Below are 18,281 nucleotides of genomic sequence, written 5' to 3'. Positions count from 1 at the left end.
ATGCAAGTTGGTTAGCGACTGAGCGACGTGCAGAATTGTATACAATCAATCGACAAAATTAGCCACTTGGATTGCCAGATATGAAGCAAAAACTGTTGGTTGCCCTCTGTTGTGCCACTTTGATGTCGTGTGCACAGCAGCCTGCAAGCTCCCCCCTTGATTTTGACCGCTTTGCCAATGATTGGTGGGAAAAGGTTGGTCAGGTGCAACCCAATACCAAATCAGGGTTACCCGACATGTCTGCGGCAGCGTTGGAGAAAGCCCACAAGCAACGTTTACAGCTGATTGCAGAGCTGAATAAAACCAATGTCAGTCATCTAACAGAACAACAGAAAATCAATTTCGCCATCCTGCAATACCGGCTGCAGAATGATATCGATGAATATCGGTTTGGCGCACATTACATGCCGTTGACGGCTGAGTCTGGCTTCCACAGCGACGTGCTGTTTATGCTGAATATGTCCTCAGTGAAAACAGACAAGGATATACAGACATATCTGGAGAAACTGGCCGCAGTACCCACTTACATGCAGCAACAGATCAGCTGGATGCAGCAGGGGCTAAAAACCGGTTATACCCAGCCCAAAGCCGTACTGGCAGGCTATGAAGACAGCATTAAGTCTTTTATTTCGAACGATCCGACAAAAAGCCCGTTTTACCGGCCATTGCTGAAGCAACCTGCGGGCATTGACGCCACACGCTGGCAGGCGCTGCAGCAACAAGCCAAAACCCTGATCAGCAGCCAGATCACACCGGTGTATCAACAGTATCTGGACTTTTTTGTCGGCCAGTATGTGCCAGGGGCGCGGGATAATATCGCCGCTGTTGCTTTACCGGATGGCGCTGCCTTTTATCAAAACCGGTTGGAGCATTACACCACGCTGAAAATGACGCCGCAGCAGGTCCATGATATTGGCCTGAAAGAAGTGGCGAGAATTCGGGCTGAAATGCAGCAGGTTATTGATAAAACGGGGTTTAAGGGCAGTTTTGCCGATTTCGTGCAGTTCCTGCGTACCGATCCCCAGTTTTATGTCAACACGCCGGAACAGTTGCTAAAAGAAGCTGCGTATCTGTCGAAAAAAATTGATGCGCAGCTGCCAAAGCTGTTTAAAACCTTACCACGCACACCGTACGGTGTAGAGCCTGTGCCAGCCGAGATTGCGCCTAAATACACCACAGGTCGTTATTCAGGCGGTCGGGTGGCAGGCGATCCGGGGTTTTATTGGGTCAACACCTACGCGTTGGACCGTCGGCCTTTATACGAGCTGGAGGCGCTGACGTTGCACGAAGCAGTACCGGGTCACCATTTGCAGGTCGCACTGGCCAATGAGCAGGAAAATCTGCCCAGCTACCGACGCAGTTTTTATACTTCTGCTTTTGGTGAAGGCTGGGGTTTGTACTCCGAATATCTTGGACTGGAAGTGGGTTTTTATCAGGACCCGTACAGCAATTTTGGCCGGCTGACTTATGAAATGTGGCGTGCTTGCCGTCTGGTCGTGGACACTGGCATGCATACCATGGGATGGAGTCGGCAGCAGGCTATTGATTTCCTTGCACAAAATACCGCTTTGTCAATGCACAATGTCACGACTGAAGTCGATCGCTATATCAGCTGGCCGGCTCAGGCGTTGTCCTACAAGCTGGGCGAGCTGACCATTAAACGGTTACGTCAAAAAGCAGAAACTGTGCTGGGAGATAAATTTAACGTACGCGAGTTCCATGATGCAGTGTTGTCCAATGGCAGTGTGCCGTTGCCAGTACTGGAACAGCAGATCGATTTGTATATCGAGCAGGCTAGATAAAGCGGAATGGGAACAGTGGTTGGTAAGCGCTGGCTGGCTGACCACTGTTTGTGTTAAATTTCAGTACATTATCTGTCAGTGATTGGGAAAATTGTTGTGGTCTGGTGGGTTCTTGCCTTTGTTTGTCTCATTGTATTAATGGTCGTGATGTTGGTCAGGACCGACAGCCTCGCATCTGAACACAAACGGTTGTTAGCTCAGTTCAGAATGTTAGATCAAGAGTCTTCACAAGTTCAGCAATTTACTTATGAGTTGGCTGAGGAATTCAGTCAGTTTTTGTTACTTCAGCTTGGTAGCGTCCGGCGCATGAGTCGTCTGGCTGAAGAGGAATTGTATATCTTTGAATTGGCAATCCAGCTGATCCCGACACTATGCAAAGAAATGTCTAGCCGGCAGCTGGCATTAAAGCCTGCGTTGCAGCGTGCACTGAAATTACATGCAGATTTGGAGTTTCCGGCGGTCGAAGCCGTCATTAGCAAACACGGTCGTTTAATCAACGGCTGGCAAAAGCAAAATTTTGCAGGGTACTTACAGATGTGTCAGCAGATGTTTTTGTTGACAAAAGAGTTTTCACACAAAGATATACAGAAACCGACACATGCGGGTGTCAGTAATTGACCTGCAATCTTAACTTCGGAATGAAATCGTTGGGGTAGTATCGATTTGTCCGTCCTGATCAACAGCGGCCAGGCGTTCGCCTGATCTCAACACAGCCATGCTAAAGCTCGGGCTGCGGCGGACAAATGCCAGTTCGTAGCCAAAGCGTTGTAACTCAGACACCGAAAATTTTTGTGCGATATTTAATCGATCCCAAAAGTAGTTGAGATCTCTTTCTTCTGCGCGTCTGTCTTCAGCTACAGCGACCATGTTAACAACTCCGTCTTAAGTCGGCTACAGATCCTCATTCGAGGTGCACCTTAGACTCTAAGCCTTCGCCGCCAAAAGTACAAGGTCAAATTCTGCATTTGTTGTCGGCATAATCGACAATCTGTTGCCTTTTTTCAACAATTGCATTTCTGCAAGTCCTGCTATAGCGCGAAGGTCTGCCATGGGCAGGATCCGCGGGAATTTCCGGACAAATCCAACTCTGACGGCAACCCAGGGCGCTTTGTCTGCATTGGCTTTAGGGTCGTAATAGAGGCTGTCAGTAACAAACTGACTGGGGTCGGTAAATGCTTCAGCAATAATGGTTGCGACACCCGCAATACCAACAGCAGCACAGCTGGAATGATGGATCAGTACCATATCGCCGGTTTTTACCTGATCCCGTAGGAAATTACGTGCCTGATAGTTACGCACACCTTCCCAAACCACACCAGCGCTGCCTGCCGCTTCTATATCTGCAATACTGCATTCCGCAGGTTCAGTTTTAAATACCCAGAACATAAGCTGCTGATTTCTTATTTTGTAATCATTGTAGGTAAATTATCACTGTCGTACTTGCACGGCAAGGTCAGGCGGGGTAAGTTAGATGTTGCATTATTGATAACAAGGAAACACTATGTTCAAGCCTAAATGGATGTTGCTGCTGGGTTGTATACACCTGGTCGCTTGCACATCAACACCATCAGAAACCGCATCTGCCGCTAAGACGACCAGCGCACCTGTCAAAGTTGCGGTGGTGAAATCATATAATAAAGACACGGACAAAAACGCAGTCGTGTGCCGCAAAGAAAAAACGTTGGGAAGCAATCGTACCGTGAAAGTCTGTAAAACAATTGCCCAACAGAATGATGAGCGTAAACAAGCACAGCAAATGGTCAATGACCGCACTTTACAACAGTCGCTGGGCGGTGGTGGCTGAGTAAGAAACTTGGCACTTTGGCCGATGTTCCTGCAAAATAGTGGCTTATCCAGCATTTTGAGGAACATCGGATGAGCCAGGTACTGTCAGATCTGTTGTCGCTATTGAAGTTAGAAACTATCGAATACGGCCTGTATCGCGGTCAGAGTCAAGACCTGGGGTTTAAAGCGGTTTTCGGTGGTCAGGTCATGGGGCAGGCTTTGTCTGCCGCTAAAGAGACCATCCCGGAAGACCGGAAAGTCCATTCTTTTCACTCATACTTTTTGCGGCCCGGCGATGCAGCCAGGCCTATTGTCTATGAAGTCGAAAACATTCGCGACGGCAAAAGCTTCAGCACGAGGCGCGTCAGTGCGATCCAATACGGCAAGCCAATTTTTTATCTGACGGCATCTTTTCAGGCTGATGAACCGGGATTTGCCCATCAGGATTTGATGCCACAAGTGCCTCAACCTGAAGAGTTGGTTTCAGATCTGGAGTTTTATCGCGAGCATGCTGCTTCAATCCCGGAATCGATCCGTAGTAAATTTATCTGTGAAAAGCCTATCGAGATGCGTTCAGTGGCATTTCATAATCCATTCAGGCCGCAAGTGAGTCAGGCCAAACGCCACGTTTGGTTTAAAGCCAATGGCGCGATGCCGGATGACTTGCGTGTACACAAATATTTATTGGCGTATGCATCAGACTTCAATTTCCTGCCAACAGCGCTGCAGCCGCATGGGAAGTCTTTTATGGCGCCCAATATGCAGGTGGCCACGATTGACCATGCGATGTGGTTTCATGAAGATTTCCGCTTCGACGACTGGTTGTTGTACTCGGTGGACAGCCCAAGTGCATCCGGCGCCCGGGGTCTGGTTCGCGGACAGTTTTTTAACCGCGCCGGTACTTTAGTGGCGTCGACCATGCAAGAAGGTGTGATCCGCAGTTACGACAAAGCAAAGGGCGAGTGATCGCCCATTTGTGACTTCGAACCGATACTAGGCGGATTGGCTGCCAATTTGGTGGATACTGGCATTGACGGTAGCACTGAGCAGTTGGCTGATTTGCCGATCTAAGCCGTCAAAGCTTTCACTGATTTGCAGCTTGTATTGCGCATCCGCATGGATATAACCCAGATCTTTCAATGCATTAATCAGCGTGACAAACAAACGTTTGTCGTGAAACTCCGGTGAATCCAGTCCGTGTAACGTCGACAGCCGCAGCGCCAGCTGATGTGCTTTTTGCTCCAGTGCATCGCGTTCCATCGGTTCAGCACCGCGGATCAGTTGCAAGACCATGCTGTACCTTTGCAAGACCGCATCAGCCAAGCAGGCCAGCAATTCCAGCTTGGCTCGCTGTGGTTCGGCGACACTCAACCTATCAGTTTGCGAGTTACAGTCAATCAGACCTTCCTGTTGCATAAACTGAATCAGGCTTTCAACATAGTTACCGAGATGCTGAGGGGCCAGGAATAGTTCTTGCTCCAGCAATGGCTGCAGCTGTTGAGTCAATTGCAGTAACGCATGCTTGGTCTGTGGTTGTTGTAACAACGCTGTAGCGAGAATAGCGGGTATCATAAACAAATGACTGATATTACTACGGTAATAGCTCATCAGTACTTGATCATGTGGTGCAAATCGTACCAAAGCACCAAAGTCATCTTGTTCGATCTGCACTTTTTGCAAGCGCTCCGCATGCTGTAATAATTCCGTGGCTGAGCCTGCCGCCAATGTCACATTGGCATGATAAGGCGCGTCGCGTAACAATCGCAGATACAACTCCATTTGCGCCAACAGTTGCGGCTTTGGCAATACCTGTTGCGGCGCAGCCAGAATACAGGTTGCCAGCAGATTAACGCTGTTGACGGCAGCGCTCTGATTAATTCGCAGCATCACCTGATGGGCCAGCACCGACACGACGGGGTTCAGCCAGTCAGGTCTTGGTGGTTCCAGCGGGTCAATGGCAGTTTTCCAGTCCGGAACTTGTTGTTGCAAAAACTGATTCAGCGACAGCGGTTCGCCAAAATTTACAAAGCCAAAACCGTAATTTCTGAGCTTTGTTGCGGCTTTGACAATACCAAACGCAGATTCTTTGGCCTTATGAGTGCCTTTGAGTTCACGTAAATAAGTGCCCACTTCCATCACATGTTCGTAACCGAGATAAACCGGCACAATAGTGACCGGTCGGTCAATGCCACGCAGCATCGCCTGGATCGTCATGGCGAGCATGCCGGTTTTCGGTTGCAACAGCCGGCCAGTGCGGCTGCGACCACCTTCGCTGTAGTACTTCACGGCATAACCTTTGCGGAATAACTGCGTCAGATATTCACGAAATACCGTTGAATACAGCTTGTTACCACTGAAACTGCGCCGGATAAAAAACGCACCGCCCCGACGGAAAGCTTTCCCAATGGGCCAGAAATTCAGGTTAATACCGGCTGCAATATGCGGTGACGCCAGACCTTGCTGATAAATCACATAGCTGAGCAACAAATAGTCCATATGGCTGCGGTGACAGGGCAGATAGACTATCTCGTGCCCGCGCTGAGCCAGCTCTCGTACTTGTTCGTTATTGCGAACCTGAATACCGGTATAGAGTTTGCCAAATAACCAGCGTAAAAAACGCTCGCCAAGCCGCACTGTGGATTCACGTTGATCGGCAGCAATTTCTTCGAGTAACAATAATGCTTCCTGCCGGGCAGCCGTCAGTGGCATTTGTTTCTGCAGCGCTTCTTCTTCAATTGCTTGCCGAACGGACGCTGAACCTAATAACGCATTAAACAAGGCTGCACGGTCAGGCTGGCGCGGCCCGGTCGCGGCTAGCTGTTGGCGATAAAAGTGGAAACGGGCCATCCGCAACAACTTATGCGCAGTATCAGTCGCCGCCCCATACTGGCCGGCCATGTCCCGCAATGACAATGCATCGGAAAATTGCACAAGCGTATGGCGGCCGGAAATAAGCACAATCAATAGCTTACGTAGCCAGTTTGGTGCGGCTTGCTCACCAATAATGGCTTTAACACTGGCCTCTTTACCTGGAGCGCGGCCCCAATTGATCGAAACCGGGATGAGTTGAGCATCTTGTGTGTGATCAAGATGAGCTTCTAACAGCTGCTGACCAATTTGCAGGGCTGCAGAAGGACGTTGATGTCCACTGAGGGTTTTCGGATTTTCCAGATACAGCGTACGCGGTAAGCGCACTGAGCCCAGTTGTACTTCGTCATCTGGTGCAGGTAATCCCAGTTGCCGGCAGACACGCATCAGCGTGGCCAGATCGCTGGCCGAAGATACTTTGGTAATGTAAAACAATGGCTTATCTGCACCTAATGCAGACTGAGATGGCGGCGCGGCAACAATTTTGCACTGCACCAGCGGTTTAAGTGGCCAATAAAGCATCCTGGCCAAAAAAGTGAGTCGGGCGAACATAAGAAACCTGCAAAAACGACAGCCCGCTACTTTAGCACGGAATGAAAAACAGCGCCAAATTCAGGTCTTACCAGTAAATTGTGCCGTAAGGCGCTTGGCACGCCGCTTTTCACTGTATATACTCCCAGTATCCACTGTATAGGCATTCAGCATCATGCGACCACTTACACCACGACAAGCCGAAATTCTGCAACTTCTGAAAGATTATCAGGCCCAGACCGGGATGCCACCGACGCGAGCGGAAATTGCAACGCAGCTCGGATTTAAGTCGGCGAATGCTGCTGAAGAGCACTTAAAAGCGCTGGCAAAAAAAGGTTTTATTGAAATGTTGCCGGGGACATCGCGTGGGATCCGTCTCATTGAAGATACCACTGAAGTCGCGGCCAATGAGCCTGAAATTCAGGGGCTGCCGTTGATCGGCCGAGTTGCTGCCGGTCAGCCTATTCTGGCAACACAACATATTGAACAATACCATCAGATCGACGCTAACCTGTTCCATCCATCCGCGGATTTCCTGCTTAAAGTATCTGGCATGAGTATGAAAGACATTGGCATTCTTGATGGCGATTTACTTGTTGTGCACAAAACAACCGAAGCCAGGCAAGGTGAAGTGATCGTTGCGCGGGTTGATGAAGATGTCACAGTAAAGCGATTCCGCAAGGATGGACAATTTGTTTACTTACACCCCGAAAACACTGACTTTAATGTGATAAAAGTAGACTTAACCCAGCAGTTCTTTGCAATTGAAGGTTTAGCCGTTGGAGTTGTCCGTACTCAGACCTGGTGATTTTTAAAACAAATCATTGATTTATACAGAAGCGCCACAGTTTTAGACATTGTGGCGTTTTTTTTCATTCTCACCTTGGCTTTTTACAGATTTTGTCTAATTCTTAAGCGGAACCGGCCAAAACAAATGGTCAACTAGAAGGCCAAGGGCGGTTTCTTACAGGAAAAAATAACAACGATAAGTTGCAGAATCGGGATGCAAAGTGGTGGGCGCGTCGGATTCTGGCAACAGTTTATGCAAACTGACAGAGGAGACGTGCTGTGGCGAACACGATGTTTAATCGTTGCTCGCTGCCGGCCTTGTTGTGTGTCGATTCGGCTATTGCCGCAGAAATGCCCCTGAATATGACCAAGGGGGTTACGGAGATCAGTCAGCAGGTGTATGACCTGCATATGACGATTTTCTACATTTGTTGCGGAATTGGCCTTGTGGTATTTGGAGCTATGTTCTGGTCCATTGTCCATCATCGCAAAGCAAAAGGTGTGCAGCCTGCGCAATTCCATGAAAGCACCAAAGTTGAACTGCTTTGGACTGCAATTCCCGTTGTTATTCTGGTGTTAATGGCAATTCCCGCCACCCAGACTCTCATTGCGATGGAGGACACTACCAAATCCGATGTGACGGTGTTGGTCACCGGCTCACAATGGAAGTGGCACTACAAATATCTTGAATACCCGGTGGAGTATTATTCGCTACTCGCCACACCTGCCAAACAAATCCAGAACAAACTGCAGAAAAACGAGAATTATTTACTGGAAGTCGACCGCCCACTGGTGATCCCGACCGGTAAAAAAGTTCGTTTTCTGATGACCTCAGACGATGTGATTCATTCCTGGTGGGTACCTGCCTTTGCGGTGAAAAAAGACGCAAACCCTGGGTTTATCAACGAAGCCTGGACCCAGGTGAATGAACCAGGGACCTATCGCGGTCAGTGTGCGGAGCTTTGCGGCAAAGACCACGGTTTCATGCCGATTGTAGTTGTCGCCAAGTCTCCGGATGATTTTAACCAGTGGATTGAGGCCGAAGGTGCCAGGCTGGCCAAACTCAAAGCGGCAGAGCAGGAATTACTGTCGATGCAGATGACAATGGCAGAAGCAATGACACTGGGGGAGAAAGTTTATCAGGGTTATTGTGCAGCATGTCATCAGGCCGGAGGCACGGGCCTACCCGGCGTATTCCCAGCGCTCAAAGGCAGTAAAATGGCAACCTTAGCTGACCAAAAGGCCGCGCACATCAACATTGTGCTGAACGGAAAGGCGGGCACAGCGATGCAGGCATTTGGCAAACAGTTAAGCCTGCAGGAAATTGCTGCGGTGATTAGCTATGAGCGCAATGCCTGGGACAATAATACCGGCGATCTTGTCCAGGCTGCTGATGTACAGGCCGCGAAAAATGGACAGAAGGAGTAAGGCATGAGCACAATCTCAACTGATCCACATCATCACGCCGACCATGGTCATCACCACCCTCCAGCGGGTCTGAAACGCTGGTTTTATACGACAAATCACAAAGATATTGGCACCTTATATCTGTTGTTTGCGCTGACCATGTTTTTTATTGGTGGTGCGATGGCTATGGTGATCCGTGCCGAACTGTTCCAGCCCGGCTTACAACTGGTAGAGCCAGCATTTTTTAATCAGATGACTACGGTGCATGGCCTGATCATGGTCTTCGGCGCCGTGATGCCGGCTTTTACCGGACTTGCTAACTGGTTAATCCCGATGATGATTGGGGCGCCGGACATGGCATTGCCGCGGATGAACAACTGGAGTTTTTGGATCCTGCCATTTGCTTTTGCCATTCTACTGATGTCGCTGTTTATGGAAGGTGGTGGCCCCGGCTTTGGCTGGACGTTCTATGCACCGCTATCGACTAAGTACAGTGGTGATAGTACGGCGTTATTTGTTTTTTCGGTGCATATCATGGGTATTTCGTCGATCATGGGCGCAATAAACGTGATAGTGACTATCTTTAACCTGCGTGCGCCAGGCATGACTTGGATGAAAATGCCATTGTTTGTCTGGACCTGGCTGATTACGGCATTTTTGCTGATTGCGGTGATGCCTGTTCTGGCAGGTACCGTGACAATGGTGCTGACAGATAAGTACTTCGGCACCAGCTTTTTTGATGCTGCAGGCGGTGGTGACCCGGTTTTGTTCCAGCATATCTTCTGGTTCTTTGGCCATCCTGAAGTCTACATCATGATTCTGCCGGCTTTTGGCATTGTTTCCAGCATAGTCCCGACCTTTTCACGCAAGCCGTTGTTTGGCTATGCATCGATGGTTTATGCCACATCCAGTATCGCGTTATTGTCTTTTCTGGTTTGGGCACACCATATGTTTACCACTGGGATGCCGGTCTTTGCCGAGTTGTTTTTTATGTACTGCACCATGTTGATTGCCGTGCCAACCGGCGTGAAGGTGTTTAACTGGGTAGCGACCATGTGGCGTGGCGCGCTGACGTTTGAAGTGCCGATGATGTTTGCCATCGCCTTTATCGTGCTGTTCACCATTGGCGGGCTCTCTGGGCTGATGCTGGCAATTACACCAGCGGATTTCCAGTACCACGATACTTATTTTGTCGTTGCGCATTTCCACTACGTATTAGTGACAGGCGCCATATTCTCGATCATTGCGGCTGCATATTACTGGTTGCCAAAATGGACCGGTCATATGTACGACGAGACGCTGGGGCAGTGGCATTTCTGGTGTTCGCTCATTTCTGTCAATGTGCTGTTTTTCCCGATGCATTTCGTTGGCCTTGCCGGTATGCCGCGACGGATCCCAGATTATGCGCTGCAATTCGCTGACTTTAATGCGTTGATTAGTATTGGTGGATTTGCCTTTGGGCTGTCACAGCTGCTGTTTGTCTGGGTACTGGTGAAATGCATCAAGGGCGGGCAGCCGGCGACGGCACAGGTTTGGGAAGGTGCGGAAGGACTGGAATGGCAATTAACGTCACCCCCTCCTTATCACAGTTTTACCACGCCACCGGATGTGAAATAGGACCAAATGATGACGGCACCAAATCACAGGCCACTGTTGCTTAAACTGATGCTTATCACCGGAGGCATGTTTGGGTTTGGTTACGCTTTGGTGCCGTTGTATGACGTATTTTGTGATTTGACCGGGCTGAATGGCAAAACCAGCAGCATGGCGGCGACAGCAGATAAAGCGGTTGCTGATCTGAAACGTCAGGTCACTATTGAGTTTTTGGCCAAGCCGGATCCGAAAATGCCTTGGTTATTTCAGCCGCAAACCCGGCAAATCCAGGTGCATCCTGGCGAAATTAAACTGGTGTATTACGAAGCAGAAAATCCGACGCAGGCATTGATGGTCGCGCAGGCCGTGCCGTCAGTATCGCCCGGACAGGCGGCTTTATATTTTAACAAAATGGAATGTTTCTGCTTTCAGCGCCAGACTTTAAAAGCCGGCGAGAAGTTGCTGATGCCTCTACAGTTCTACGTAGATCCGGCGCTGCCGGAGCAGTTTTCAACCATTACGCTGTCTTACACGCTGTACGACGTAACCCAGCATAGTCCAGCCGCGCAAGTGGCTGCTGTTTATCAGACGGGGAAGTAACATGGCCAAGACGTATCAAACTTATTATGTACCGGAGCAAAGCCCATGGCCGATAGTCGGGGCTATTGCTTTATTTTTGCTGGCTTTTGGTGCCGGCCATTTTGTGAATGAAGTCACACGCAACAAAGAAGGTCACGGCGAATATATGCTGATGGCCGGAGTGGCGCTGTTGGTGTTTATGTTGGTGGGTTGGTTTCGCAATGTCATCGATGAATCGATGAGCGGTTTGTACAGCGCGCAGATGGACCGATCGTTCCGGCAGGGGATGAGCTGGTTCATATTTTCTGAAGTGATGTTCTTTGCTGCGTTCTTTGGTGCGTTATTTTACGCCCGGATGATTGCGATGCCGTGGCTGGATGGCGAAAGCAACAATGCCATGACTGCAGAAATTCTTTGGCCCGACTTCACCGCACACTGGCCTATGACCAAAACGCCCGGAGGTATTGAAACCACGGCTATGCCTTGGCAGGGCCTACCACTATATAACACACTGATCTTGCTGACTTCTTCGGTCACCCTGCAGTTTGCACATGTGGCTCTTGAACAAGGTAAAAGGCTGCAGTTACGGTTGATGTTATTACTGACGGTACTGCTTGGCGCCAGTTTTCTTGGCTTGCAGGCTTATGAGTATATGCATGCTTATCAGGATCTGAATTTACGCCTCGATTCCGGTATTTACGGTAATACCTTTTTCCTGCTAACCGGCTTTCACGGCCTGCATGTGACATTAGGCGCATTATTTCTGGCGATCATTTGGCTGCGCATTATGCTGAAAAATCATTTTACCGCGCATAACCATTTCGCCTTTCAGGCTGCTGCCTGGTACTGGCATTTTGTTGATGTGGTCTGGTTGTGCTTGTTTGTGTTTGTTTATGTGTTGTAGCTGAAACAGAACCGGACGAATTCGACACGAATTCGTCCGTACTCACCGGGTCTTATCAATATGGACGCTGGTGCGGCTCAATCCAGCCTAGCGCCAGTGCCAGAATGATTAACCCCATAACCAGTACAGAGAACATCACGCGCCTACCCAGATGTTTGGACATCGAAGCCTGAGTAGGGTCGTTTTTTAACATCAGCCACAAGGCACGAAATAACTGAAACACGACAAAAAATAACAAACAAACCAAGACAATTTTGATCAGCATGGCAGGTGTCCTTATGACGCATATACCAGGGAGTTCAGCGCGTGGTGCCGGTAATCGCTGGCAATATGCGGCTGTGCTGATAACTGTGGCGGCATTTTTACTGTTAAGCAAGCTGGCGTGGTGGCAATGGCAGCGTGCTGAAGAAAAAACACAACAATTACAACAGATTTCTGCGTGGCAACAACAGGATGGCGTGCCGCTGCAACAGCTTTCTGTCACTGAGTTAGCCCAGTTTGACGGTGCGCCGCTGCAAGGCGAAGCATTCTGGGTATCACCTTATATTTGGTTGGTTGACAATCAAATCCTCAACGGTGTGGTGGGTTACGACGTGTTAATTCCGGTGCAGGCCAAAGGCAGCAAGTTGGTGTTGCTGGTAAATCTCGGCTGGACGGCGGGCACGCCGGAGCGCTCAGTTTTGCCAAAGGTCGAAGTCCCGTCATCTTTTGAATTAAACGGTGTTTTGCGCGATGCACCGCGCCCGTTTGTGCTCGGGCAAAATGTGGAAGTGAGTCGAACTTACCCGCACCGGGTGCAGGCGATTGTACCGGCTGATTTGGCGGATAGCAGCGGTCTGTCGTTGGTTGATGCCGTGTTTTATCAACAACGCAGCGCATTTCAACCGCATTACTTGCCGGTGATTATGCCACCGGAGAAACACCGCGCTTATGCCGTGCAGTGGGCTCTGCTCGCGATCGCCGTGGTTTTTGTTGCAGTCGCAGTCCGGTATCAGAAGGAGAGTTGATGAATAAGCAGCGTTTTCTCAGTTTGTTTTTGTTAGTAGGGGTGGTGCCACTGCTGGCGGCATTTGTGTTGTTAAAAACCGGCTGGTATCAGTCTGGCGTTAATAACAAAGGCGTCTGGTACCAACAGGAGATCCGCCTGTTGCCGGCCTCAGAGCCAAATTCGGCGCATTGGCGCTTGGTCTATCTGCAGCCGGATAGCTGTGATAGTCATTGCCAGGCGGTCGTAAAGTTAATGCAACAAATAGATCTGGCTCTCGGGCGCAAACAAGACCAACTGGATTTGTTGGTACTTGCCGCGCAACCGACTGCATTGACGTCAGTAAGCGTCGATACCAAAGCGCAGATACCAATTATCCAAAGTACCTTTGCCGGGCTACCGGCCGGCAGCTTGATCATCGTCGAGCATCATGGGTTAGCGTTGCTGCATTATCCGCTGCCGCCAGCTGTCGAGCGCTTCCCGTTATTGGGCAAAGATGTGATGGCCGACCTGCAGAAACTGATGAAATTTGACCGGGGGCCGGTATGAGCGGGTTAAAGCGACTGGTTAGCTTTGCCATTGCTCTGACGATGGTGGTGATTGTGCTGGGCGCATATACCCGGTTAACCGACGCCGGCCTTGGTTGTCCGGACTGGCCGGGTTGTTATGGCTTTATGCAGTTGCCGCAGGAACATCATGCGGACATTGCCGCCAGTCGTTTCCCGGAACGGCCGCTGGAGCCGCATAAGGCCCGCAATGAAATGGTGCATCGGTATTTTGCCGGTACCTTGGGGCTGGTGATCGCGGCGATTTTTGTCCTAAGTACATTGGCAGAGCGTAAAGTCAGGTTGTTACCTGCGGCATTGCTCGCGTTGGTGGTATTTCAAGCGGCACTCGGTATGTGGACTGTGACGCTGAACCTGTTCCCGTTGGTGGTGATGGGCCATTTGCTCGGCGGCTTCAGTTTACTGACGCTGTTATGGTTGTACCGTCGCCAGCTGGCTCCACCGGTAGTGACTCCTGCGCCAGCCGTACCGTCGCGGCTGCGCCTGCTCGGCACCTGTGCCAGCCTGGTGTTGGTGCTACAAATTGCGCTTGGCGGCTGGACCTCGGCCAATTATGCCGCGATGGCTTGTGTTGAGTTGCCGTTGTGTCACGCCGGCTGGACCCAACAGCTGAAATTCGATGAGGCCTTTGACCTGCATTTAGGGCATGACAATTACGAATTTGGTGTCATGAGTAAAGAGGCGCGCCAGACCATTCATATCAGCCATCGACTAGGTGCCGTAGTGACCTTGTTGCTGGTTGGTGCTTTTGCCATCCGGCTCTGGCGCTTTGGTGTCGGCAATCAGATGGAAGGAGCACTGTACCGCCGGCAGGCGCTGCTAGTGTTGTTATTACTGAGTCTACAATTTGTGCTGGGTGTATTAAACATCTGGTGGTTATTGCCTTTGCCAAATGCCGTAGCGCATAACTTTGTCGCAGCCAATCTGCTCGCTGCAACGATTCTCGCACGGGTGCAGTTAGGCAGGTCTATGCAATCAGTGCGACAACACTCTGTAATGCAAAGTCCATCATCGTCAGGGAGTCGGGCATGAGTATCAGTAAGATGTTGTTAACGCAGGAACTGCGGCAGAGCTGGCGGGATTATTATCAACTGACCAAGCCCAAAGTTGTTGCATTGTTGTTGTTGACCGCCTGGGTCGGCATGTTGCTGGCGCCGTCAGTGCAGTCACAGCCTGTTCTGATGCTGATAGCTTTGTGCGGTATCGGTATGTTGTCAGCCGCGGCGGCAGCACTGAATCATGTATTGGATCAAAACATTGATGCGAAAATGGCCCGTACCCAGCGTCGACCGGTGGCGACCGGCCGGGTGAGTAGTCATCAGGCATTGGGGTTCGCACTGACGTTGGCTGCAGTCGGTTTTGTCGTGTTGTACAGCTGGGTCAATCCGCTGACGGCCTGGTTGACGCTGGCAAGTTTATTTGGCTATGCCGGTATCTATACGATGTTCCTGAAGCGTGCCACACCGCAGAATATAGTGATTGGTGGTCTGGCGGGTGCTATGCCTCCGCTGTTGGGCTGGACCAGTATCAGCGGGACTCTGTCGGCTGAGCCCTGGCTATTGGTGATGATTATTTTTGCCTGGACTCCGCCACATTTTTGGGCTTTGGCCATTCATCGGCGGGATGACTATGCCAAGGTCAATATGCCGATGCTACCGGTGACCCACGGCATCGAATTCACCAAAACAGCAATTTTGTTTTATACAATGATCCTGACACTAGTATGTCTGATGCCCTATTTGGTCGGTATGTCTGGAGTGCTTTATCTGGCAGGCAGTTTGTTGCTGAATCTGGGTTTTATCAGTCATGCCTGGCGGCTGAAATTTGCGGATGACCCAAAACAACCAATGCTGATGTTTCGCTTTTCCATTTACCATCTGATGTTGTTATTCTTGCTGCTGATTCTGGACCAGCAATGGTTCTGGCGCTGGCAATAAAGCCTGCGCCGCAGCGGGACAGTCATAAGGAAAGCGTACATGCAAAAAATCTGGGCGACGTTGTTGTTGCTGGCGGCGGTAGTGGCTGGTGTATTGGTGTACCGGCAATTGCAACAGCCGGCTGAATTTGCCAATGTGCTGGTCTATCCGGCACCACGTGAGCTGAAATCTTTTAGCCTGACCAGTCATACCGGACAACCAGCGGGTCGTGAACAACTGAATGGGCACTGGACTCTGGCTTTTGTCGGTTACACATTTTGTCCGGATATTTGTCCGATGACGATGGCGATGCTGTCGGGTAGCTATGCCGAGCTTGCCAAAGTGTTGCCGCAGGGCCAATCGTTGCAACTGTGGTTTGTCTCGGTCGATCCGAAACGCGATACGGTAGCGCAGCTGAATAACTATGTTGGCTATTTCGAGCAACCCGCCATTATTGGCTTGACCGCCAACCATGACCAGCTGTTTCCTTTTGTGCGTGAATTGGGGCTGATGTATGCGATCAGTACCACCACCGATGAAGATTACCGCGTCGATCACAGTGCTTCTGTTGTACTAATTAACCCAAAAGGACAACTGGTTGCGATGTTTAAACCAGAGCTGAGTGCCGACCAAAACAGTGTGCCGGTGGTGACCAAGGCACAATTACTGCGAGATTTTCCTGAGGTAGTACAGCAAGTCACTCCCTGACCTTTTGCAGATGCTTATTTGTCGCTGACAAAGACCCACGGCTGTGAAAACCAATAAAAATAGCCGGGTTTGCTACGGCTCGGCGCTGTGCAGTTGTATCTATTGTGATTGAGTTTCAATGGGGCGGTCGCCTGCACCCTGAACGTGTCGGCGTCCAACCATTTTAATGGCAGTGGTTTGCCGTCAAAAAAGCAATTCAGGCTGGTTGTGCGAAAATCGCTGCTATCGACACTGAGTGTCAGTACTGGCGGGTTTGTAGTACTAACCGGATCGGCGCCGCTGTAATCCGTCACCGGCAAAGCCAAAGTTTTCAGCTTAGGCACGAAGTGTTTCATCGCGGCAAATTGACTGGAAGACGGGTAACGCGGAATGCGAGTCAGTGATACTCCTGGCCCAACTGCGCCGGATTGCTGGCCAATGCCAATAAAGCCCAACTCACTCACCAGCGCTTCAAGTTCCGCACTGAAATCGCCATATGGATACGCCAGCCATTTCCGTTTTTGTCCCAGCTTTTCTTCAAGCTGTTGTTGCGCCAGCAGAATGTCCGTTTTAACGCGTTGCCGCCACTGCGCTTTACTCTCGCCCTTGTTCGGGACGGCAAGGCGATGATGGTAGGAGCTATGGTTGGCGATGATAACGCCTTCTTGTTGCATGGTCTGAATTTGTGGCCAGCTGAGCACCGGACCTTCACGCCGGTCAATCAGTGCCGGCCCGAGAAACATCGTATAGGGGTAGTTAAACTCTTTTAAAATCGGTCGGGCATTGGTGAATACATTGGCAAAGCCATCGTCAAACGTAATGGCGACCGCATTATCCGCCAATGGCTGGTTCCGGACTAATCCATCGATTATGGTATCCAGACTTACCACCTGATAGCCCAAATCCTTTAGATGCTGCATCTGTTGGCGAAATTCGGCAGGTGTCACACTGGTGGTACGCGGCGTGCCTGTGTCGACATGGTGGTATTGCAAAATGACAGCAGCCTGCGTGGCACATGCAGTGAACAGCGCACAGGCAAGAAACAGTGATTTATTCATCATCAGACTCCTGCAGCAACGATATACCGATGCGTTGCAGCAATATAAGCAGGTAGCTGGTCAGCGTCAGGCCAAAACAGCTGAGCCATACCCATTTTAAACCGAGCAGCAAACTCGTTTGTTCCGCCGGAATCAGCCAAATAGTCAGCAATAATAGCCAGAACAGGCCGAGTCCTATTACAAAAAAGCGGCCACATTGGGCCGCTGTCAGAGGAAGTTTGGGCATTGTCTTAATAGTAAGAGTGTTCGCCGCGTTGATGGTCGGTCACATCCCGTACCCCATTCAACTCACCGTGAAAACGGTTCAGCAACTCTTTTTCAATGCCTTCTTTGAGTGTCAGATCGACCTGCGAGCAACCGTTACAGCCGCCGCCAAATTGCAACACAGCCACACCGTTGTCCGTCAGTTCAACAACTGAGACACGGCCACCATGGTTGGCCAGCTGCGGATTAATCTCGGCATCGATCACATATTGCACCCGCTCTTTCAGCGGCGCGTTGTCACTCACCTTGCGCACTTTGGCATTCGGCGCTTTTAACGTCAGTTGGGAGCCCATCTGATCGGTGACAAAATCGATTTCGGCGTCAACCAAAAATGGTTTGCTGTCGGCATCGATGACGGCGGCAAAACCAGTAAAAGGCACGGTCAGGTCGGTTGATTCAACCGCGTCGGGCGGGCAATAAGACACGCCACATTCGGCGGAAGCCGTGCCGGGATTGACCACAAACACCCGGATGTTGGTGCCACTGGCCTGTTTTTCTAACAGTTTCACAAAATGCGCTTGTGCCGATTCGGAGATCATGATCATCG

Annotated in this window: 20 protein-coding genes; 14 read left to right on the top strand and 6 right to left on the bottom strand. The window is 50.3% G+C overall.

All coding sequences use genetic code 11. The annotated features are described in order from the left end of the window. The first annotated feature begins 80 nt into the window (after nt 1–80). Together ACFFJP_RS20775 and ACFFJP_RS20770 are read left to right on the top strand one after the other, a co-directional pair. Nucleotides 81–1,802, top strand: coding sequence for a DUF885 domain-containing protein (locus ACFFJP_RS20775; RefSeq protein ID WP_377248862.1), 1,722 nt, complete (start codon nt 81–83; stop codon nt 1,800–1,802). 207 nt (nt 1,803–2,009) lie between these two features. Next, nucleotides 2,010–2,420: a hypothetical protein gene (locus tag ACFFJP_RS20770; RefSeq protein ID WP_377248859.1), complete on the top strand. Its 411-nt coding sequence runs from the start codon at nt 2,010–2,012 to the stop codon at nt 2,418–2,420. A gap of 9 nt (nt 2,421–2,429) precedes the next feature. On the opposite strand, the gene ACFFJP_RS20765 is transcribed toward ACFFJP_RS20770, so the two are convergent. Continuing rightward, nucleotides 2,430–2,669, bottom strand: coding sequence for a hypothetical protein (locus tag ACFFJP_RS20765; RefSeq protein ID WP_377248856.1), 240 nt, complete (start codon nt 2,667–2,669; stop codon nt 2,430–2,432). 57 nt (nt 2,670–2,726) lie between these two features. Next, a complete protein-coding gene (locus tag ACFFJP_RS20760; RefSeq protein WP_377248853.1) occupies nt 2,727–3,188 on the bottom strand; it encodes an EVE domain-containing protein in 462 nt (153 codons plus the stop codon). Nucleotides 3,189–3,303: 115 nt separating this feature from the next. On the opposite strand from ACFFJP_RS20760, the gene ACFFJP_RS20755 reads away from it, so the two are divergent. Both ACFFJP_RS20755 and tesB read left to right on the top strand, forming a co-directional pair. Then, nucleotides 3,304–3,606 carry a hypothetical protein gene (locus tag ACFFJP_RS20755; RefSeq protein ID WP_377248850.1) on the top strand — a complete coding sequence of 101 codons (303 nt, stop codon included), beginning with the start codon at nt 3,304–3,306 and terminating at the stop codon, nt 3,604–3,606. A gap of 71 nt (nt 3,607–3,677) precedes the next feature. Continuing rightward, a complete protein-coding gene (gene tesB, locus ACFFJP_RS20750) occupies nt 3,678–4,553 on the top strand; it encodes an acyl-CoA thioesterase II (RefSeq protein WP_377248847.1) in 876 nt (291 codons plus the stop codon). Between the two features lie 27 nt (nt 4,554–4,580). Here the strand turns inward: tesB and plsB are convergent, their stop codons facing one another. Beyond that, nucleotides 4,581–7,007 (bottom strand): glycerol-3-phosphate 1-O-acyltransferase PlsB, encoded by a 2,427-nt coding sequence (gene plsB, locus ACFFJP_RS20745; protein ID WP_377248844.1) that lies wholly within the window; start codon nt 7,005–7,007, stop codon nt 4,581–4,583. A 154-nt stretch (nt 7,008–7,161) separates the two neighbouring features. Here plsB and lexA point away from each other — a divergent pair, with 154 nt between their 5' ends. The 5 genes from lexA to ACFFJP_RS20720 all read left to right on the top strand — a co-directional run bounded on the left by lexA (nt 7,162) and on the right by ACFFJP_RS20720 (nt 12,258). After that, a complete protein-coding gene (lexA, locus tag ACFFJP_RS20740; protein ID WP_377248841.1) occupies nt 7,162–7,794 on the top strand; it encodes a transcriptional repressor LexA in 633 nt (210 codons plus the stop codon). A 260-nt stretch (nt 7,795–8,054) separates the two neighbouring features. Then, nucleotides 8,055–9,203 carry a cytochrome c oxidase subunit II gene (gene coxB / locus ACFFJP_RS20735; RefSeq protein WP_377248838.1) on the top strand — a complete coding sequence of 383 codons (1,149 nt, stop codon included), beginning with the start codon at nt 8,055–8,057 and terminating at the stop codon, nt 9,201–9,203. A gap of 3 nt (nt 9,204–9,206) precedes the next feature. Continuing rightward, the gene (gene ctaD, locus ACFFJP_RS20730) at nt 9,207–10,799 is read left to right on the top strand and encodes a cytochrome c oxidase subunit I (protein WP_377248835.1); all 1,593 of its coding nucleotides are present in this window, start codon (nt 9,207–9,209) and stop codon (nt 10,797–10,799) included. Between the two features lie 6 nt (nt 10,800–10,805). Continuing rightward, nucleotides 10,806–11,375 (top strand): cytochrome c oxidase assembly protein, encoded by a 570-nt coding sequence (locus ACFFJP_RS20725; protein WP_377248832.1) that lies wholly within the window; start codon nt 10,806–10,808, stop codon nt 11,373–11,375. Nucleotide 11,376: 1 nt separating this feature from the next. After that, nucleotides 11,377–12,258 carry a cytochrome c oxidase subunit 3 gene (locus tag ACFFJP_RS20720; protein WP_377248829.1) on the top strand — a complete coding sequence of 294 codons (882 nt, stop codon included), beginning with the start codon at nt 11,377–11,379 and terminating at the stop codon, nt 12,256–12,258. Between the two features lie 55 nt (nt 12,259–12,313). Here ACFFJP_RS20720 and ACFFJP_RS20715 read toward each other — a convergent pair whose 3' ends face one another. Then, nucleotides 12,314–12,523, bottom strand: a complete 210-nt coding sequence (locus ACFFJP_RS20715) for a DUF2909 domain-containing protein (RefSeq protein ID WP_377248826.1) — start codon at nt 12,521–12,523, stop codon at nt 12,314–12,316. Between the two features lie 13 nt (nt 12,524–12,536). Here ACFFJP_RS20715 and ACFFJP_RS20710 point away from each other — a divergent pair, with 13 nt between their 5' ends. The 5 genes from ACFFJP_RS20710 to ACFFJP_RS20690 are packed head-to-tail and all read left to right on the top strand — an operon-like array spanning nt 12,537 to nt 16,433. Continuing rightward, the gene (locus ACFFJP_RS20710; protein ID WP_377248823.1) at nt 12,537–13,265 is read left to right on the top strand and encodes an SURF1 family protein; all 729 of its coding nucleotides are present in this window, start codon (nt 12,537–12,539) and stop codon (nt 13,263–13,265) included. Further along, on the top strand, nt 13,265–13,792 hold the full coding sequence (locus tag ACFFJP_RS20705; protein WP_377248820.1) for a redox-active disulfide-containing membrane protein: 528 nt from the start codon (nt 13,265–13,267) through the stop codon (nt 13,790–13,792). The genes ACFFJP_RS20710 and ACFFJP_RS20705 overlap by 1 nt, the downstream gene beginning before the upstream one ends. Next, nucleotides 13,789–14,841 (top strand): COX15/CtaA family protein, encoded by a 1,053-nt coding sequence (locus ACFFJP_RS20700; RefSeq protein ID WP_377248817.1) that lies wholly within the window; start codon nt 13,789–13,791, stop codon nt 14,839–14,841. The genes ACFFJP_RS20705 and ACFFJP_RS20700 overlap by 4 nt, the downstream gene beginning before the upstream one ends. Next, nucleotides 14,838–15,746, top strand: a complete 909-nt coding sequence (cyoE, locus tag ACFFJP_RS20695; RefSeq protein ID WP_377248814.1) for a heme o synthase — start codon at nt 14,838–14,840, stop codon at nt 15,744–15,746. The genes ACFFJP_RS20700 and cyoE overlap by 4 nt, the downstream gene beginning before the upstream one ends. A 39-nt stretch (nt 15,747–15,785) precedes the next feature. Beyond that, the gene (locus ACFFJP_RS20690; RefSeq protein WP_377248811.1) at nt 15,786–16,433 is read left to right on the top strand and encodes an SCO family protein; all 648 of its coding nucleotides are present in this window, start codon (nt 15,786–15,788) and stop codon (nt 16,431–16,433) included. Between the two features lie 14 nt (nt 16,434–16,447). Here ACFFJP_RS20690 and ACFFJP_RS20685 read toward each other — a convergent pair whose 3' ends face one another. Next, a complete protein-coding gene (locus ACFFJP_RS20685; RefSeq protein ID WP_377248808.1) occupies nt 16,448–17,473 on the bottom strand; it encodes a polysaccharide deacetylase family protein in 1,026 nt (341 codons plus the stop codon). A 227-nt stretch (nt 17,474–17,700) separates the two neighbouring features. Next, the gene (gene nfuA / locus ACFFJP_RS20680) at nt 17,701–18,279 is read right to left on the bottom strand and encodes a Fe-S biogenesis protein NfuA (protein WP_377248805.1); all 579 of its coding nucleotides are present in this window, start codon (nt 18,277–18,279) and stop codon (nt 17,701–17,703) included. Between the last annotated feature and the right edge of the window lie 2 nt (nt 18,280–18,281).

The organism is Rheinheimera tilapiae (assembly GCF_042432165.1).
Taxonomy (GTDB): domain Bacteria; phylum Pseudomonadota; class Gammaproteobacteria; order Enterobacterales; family Alteromonadaceae; genus Pararheinheimera; species Pararheinheimera tilapiae.
This window is presented reverse-complemented; position numbering and strand designations above follow the sequence as displayed.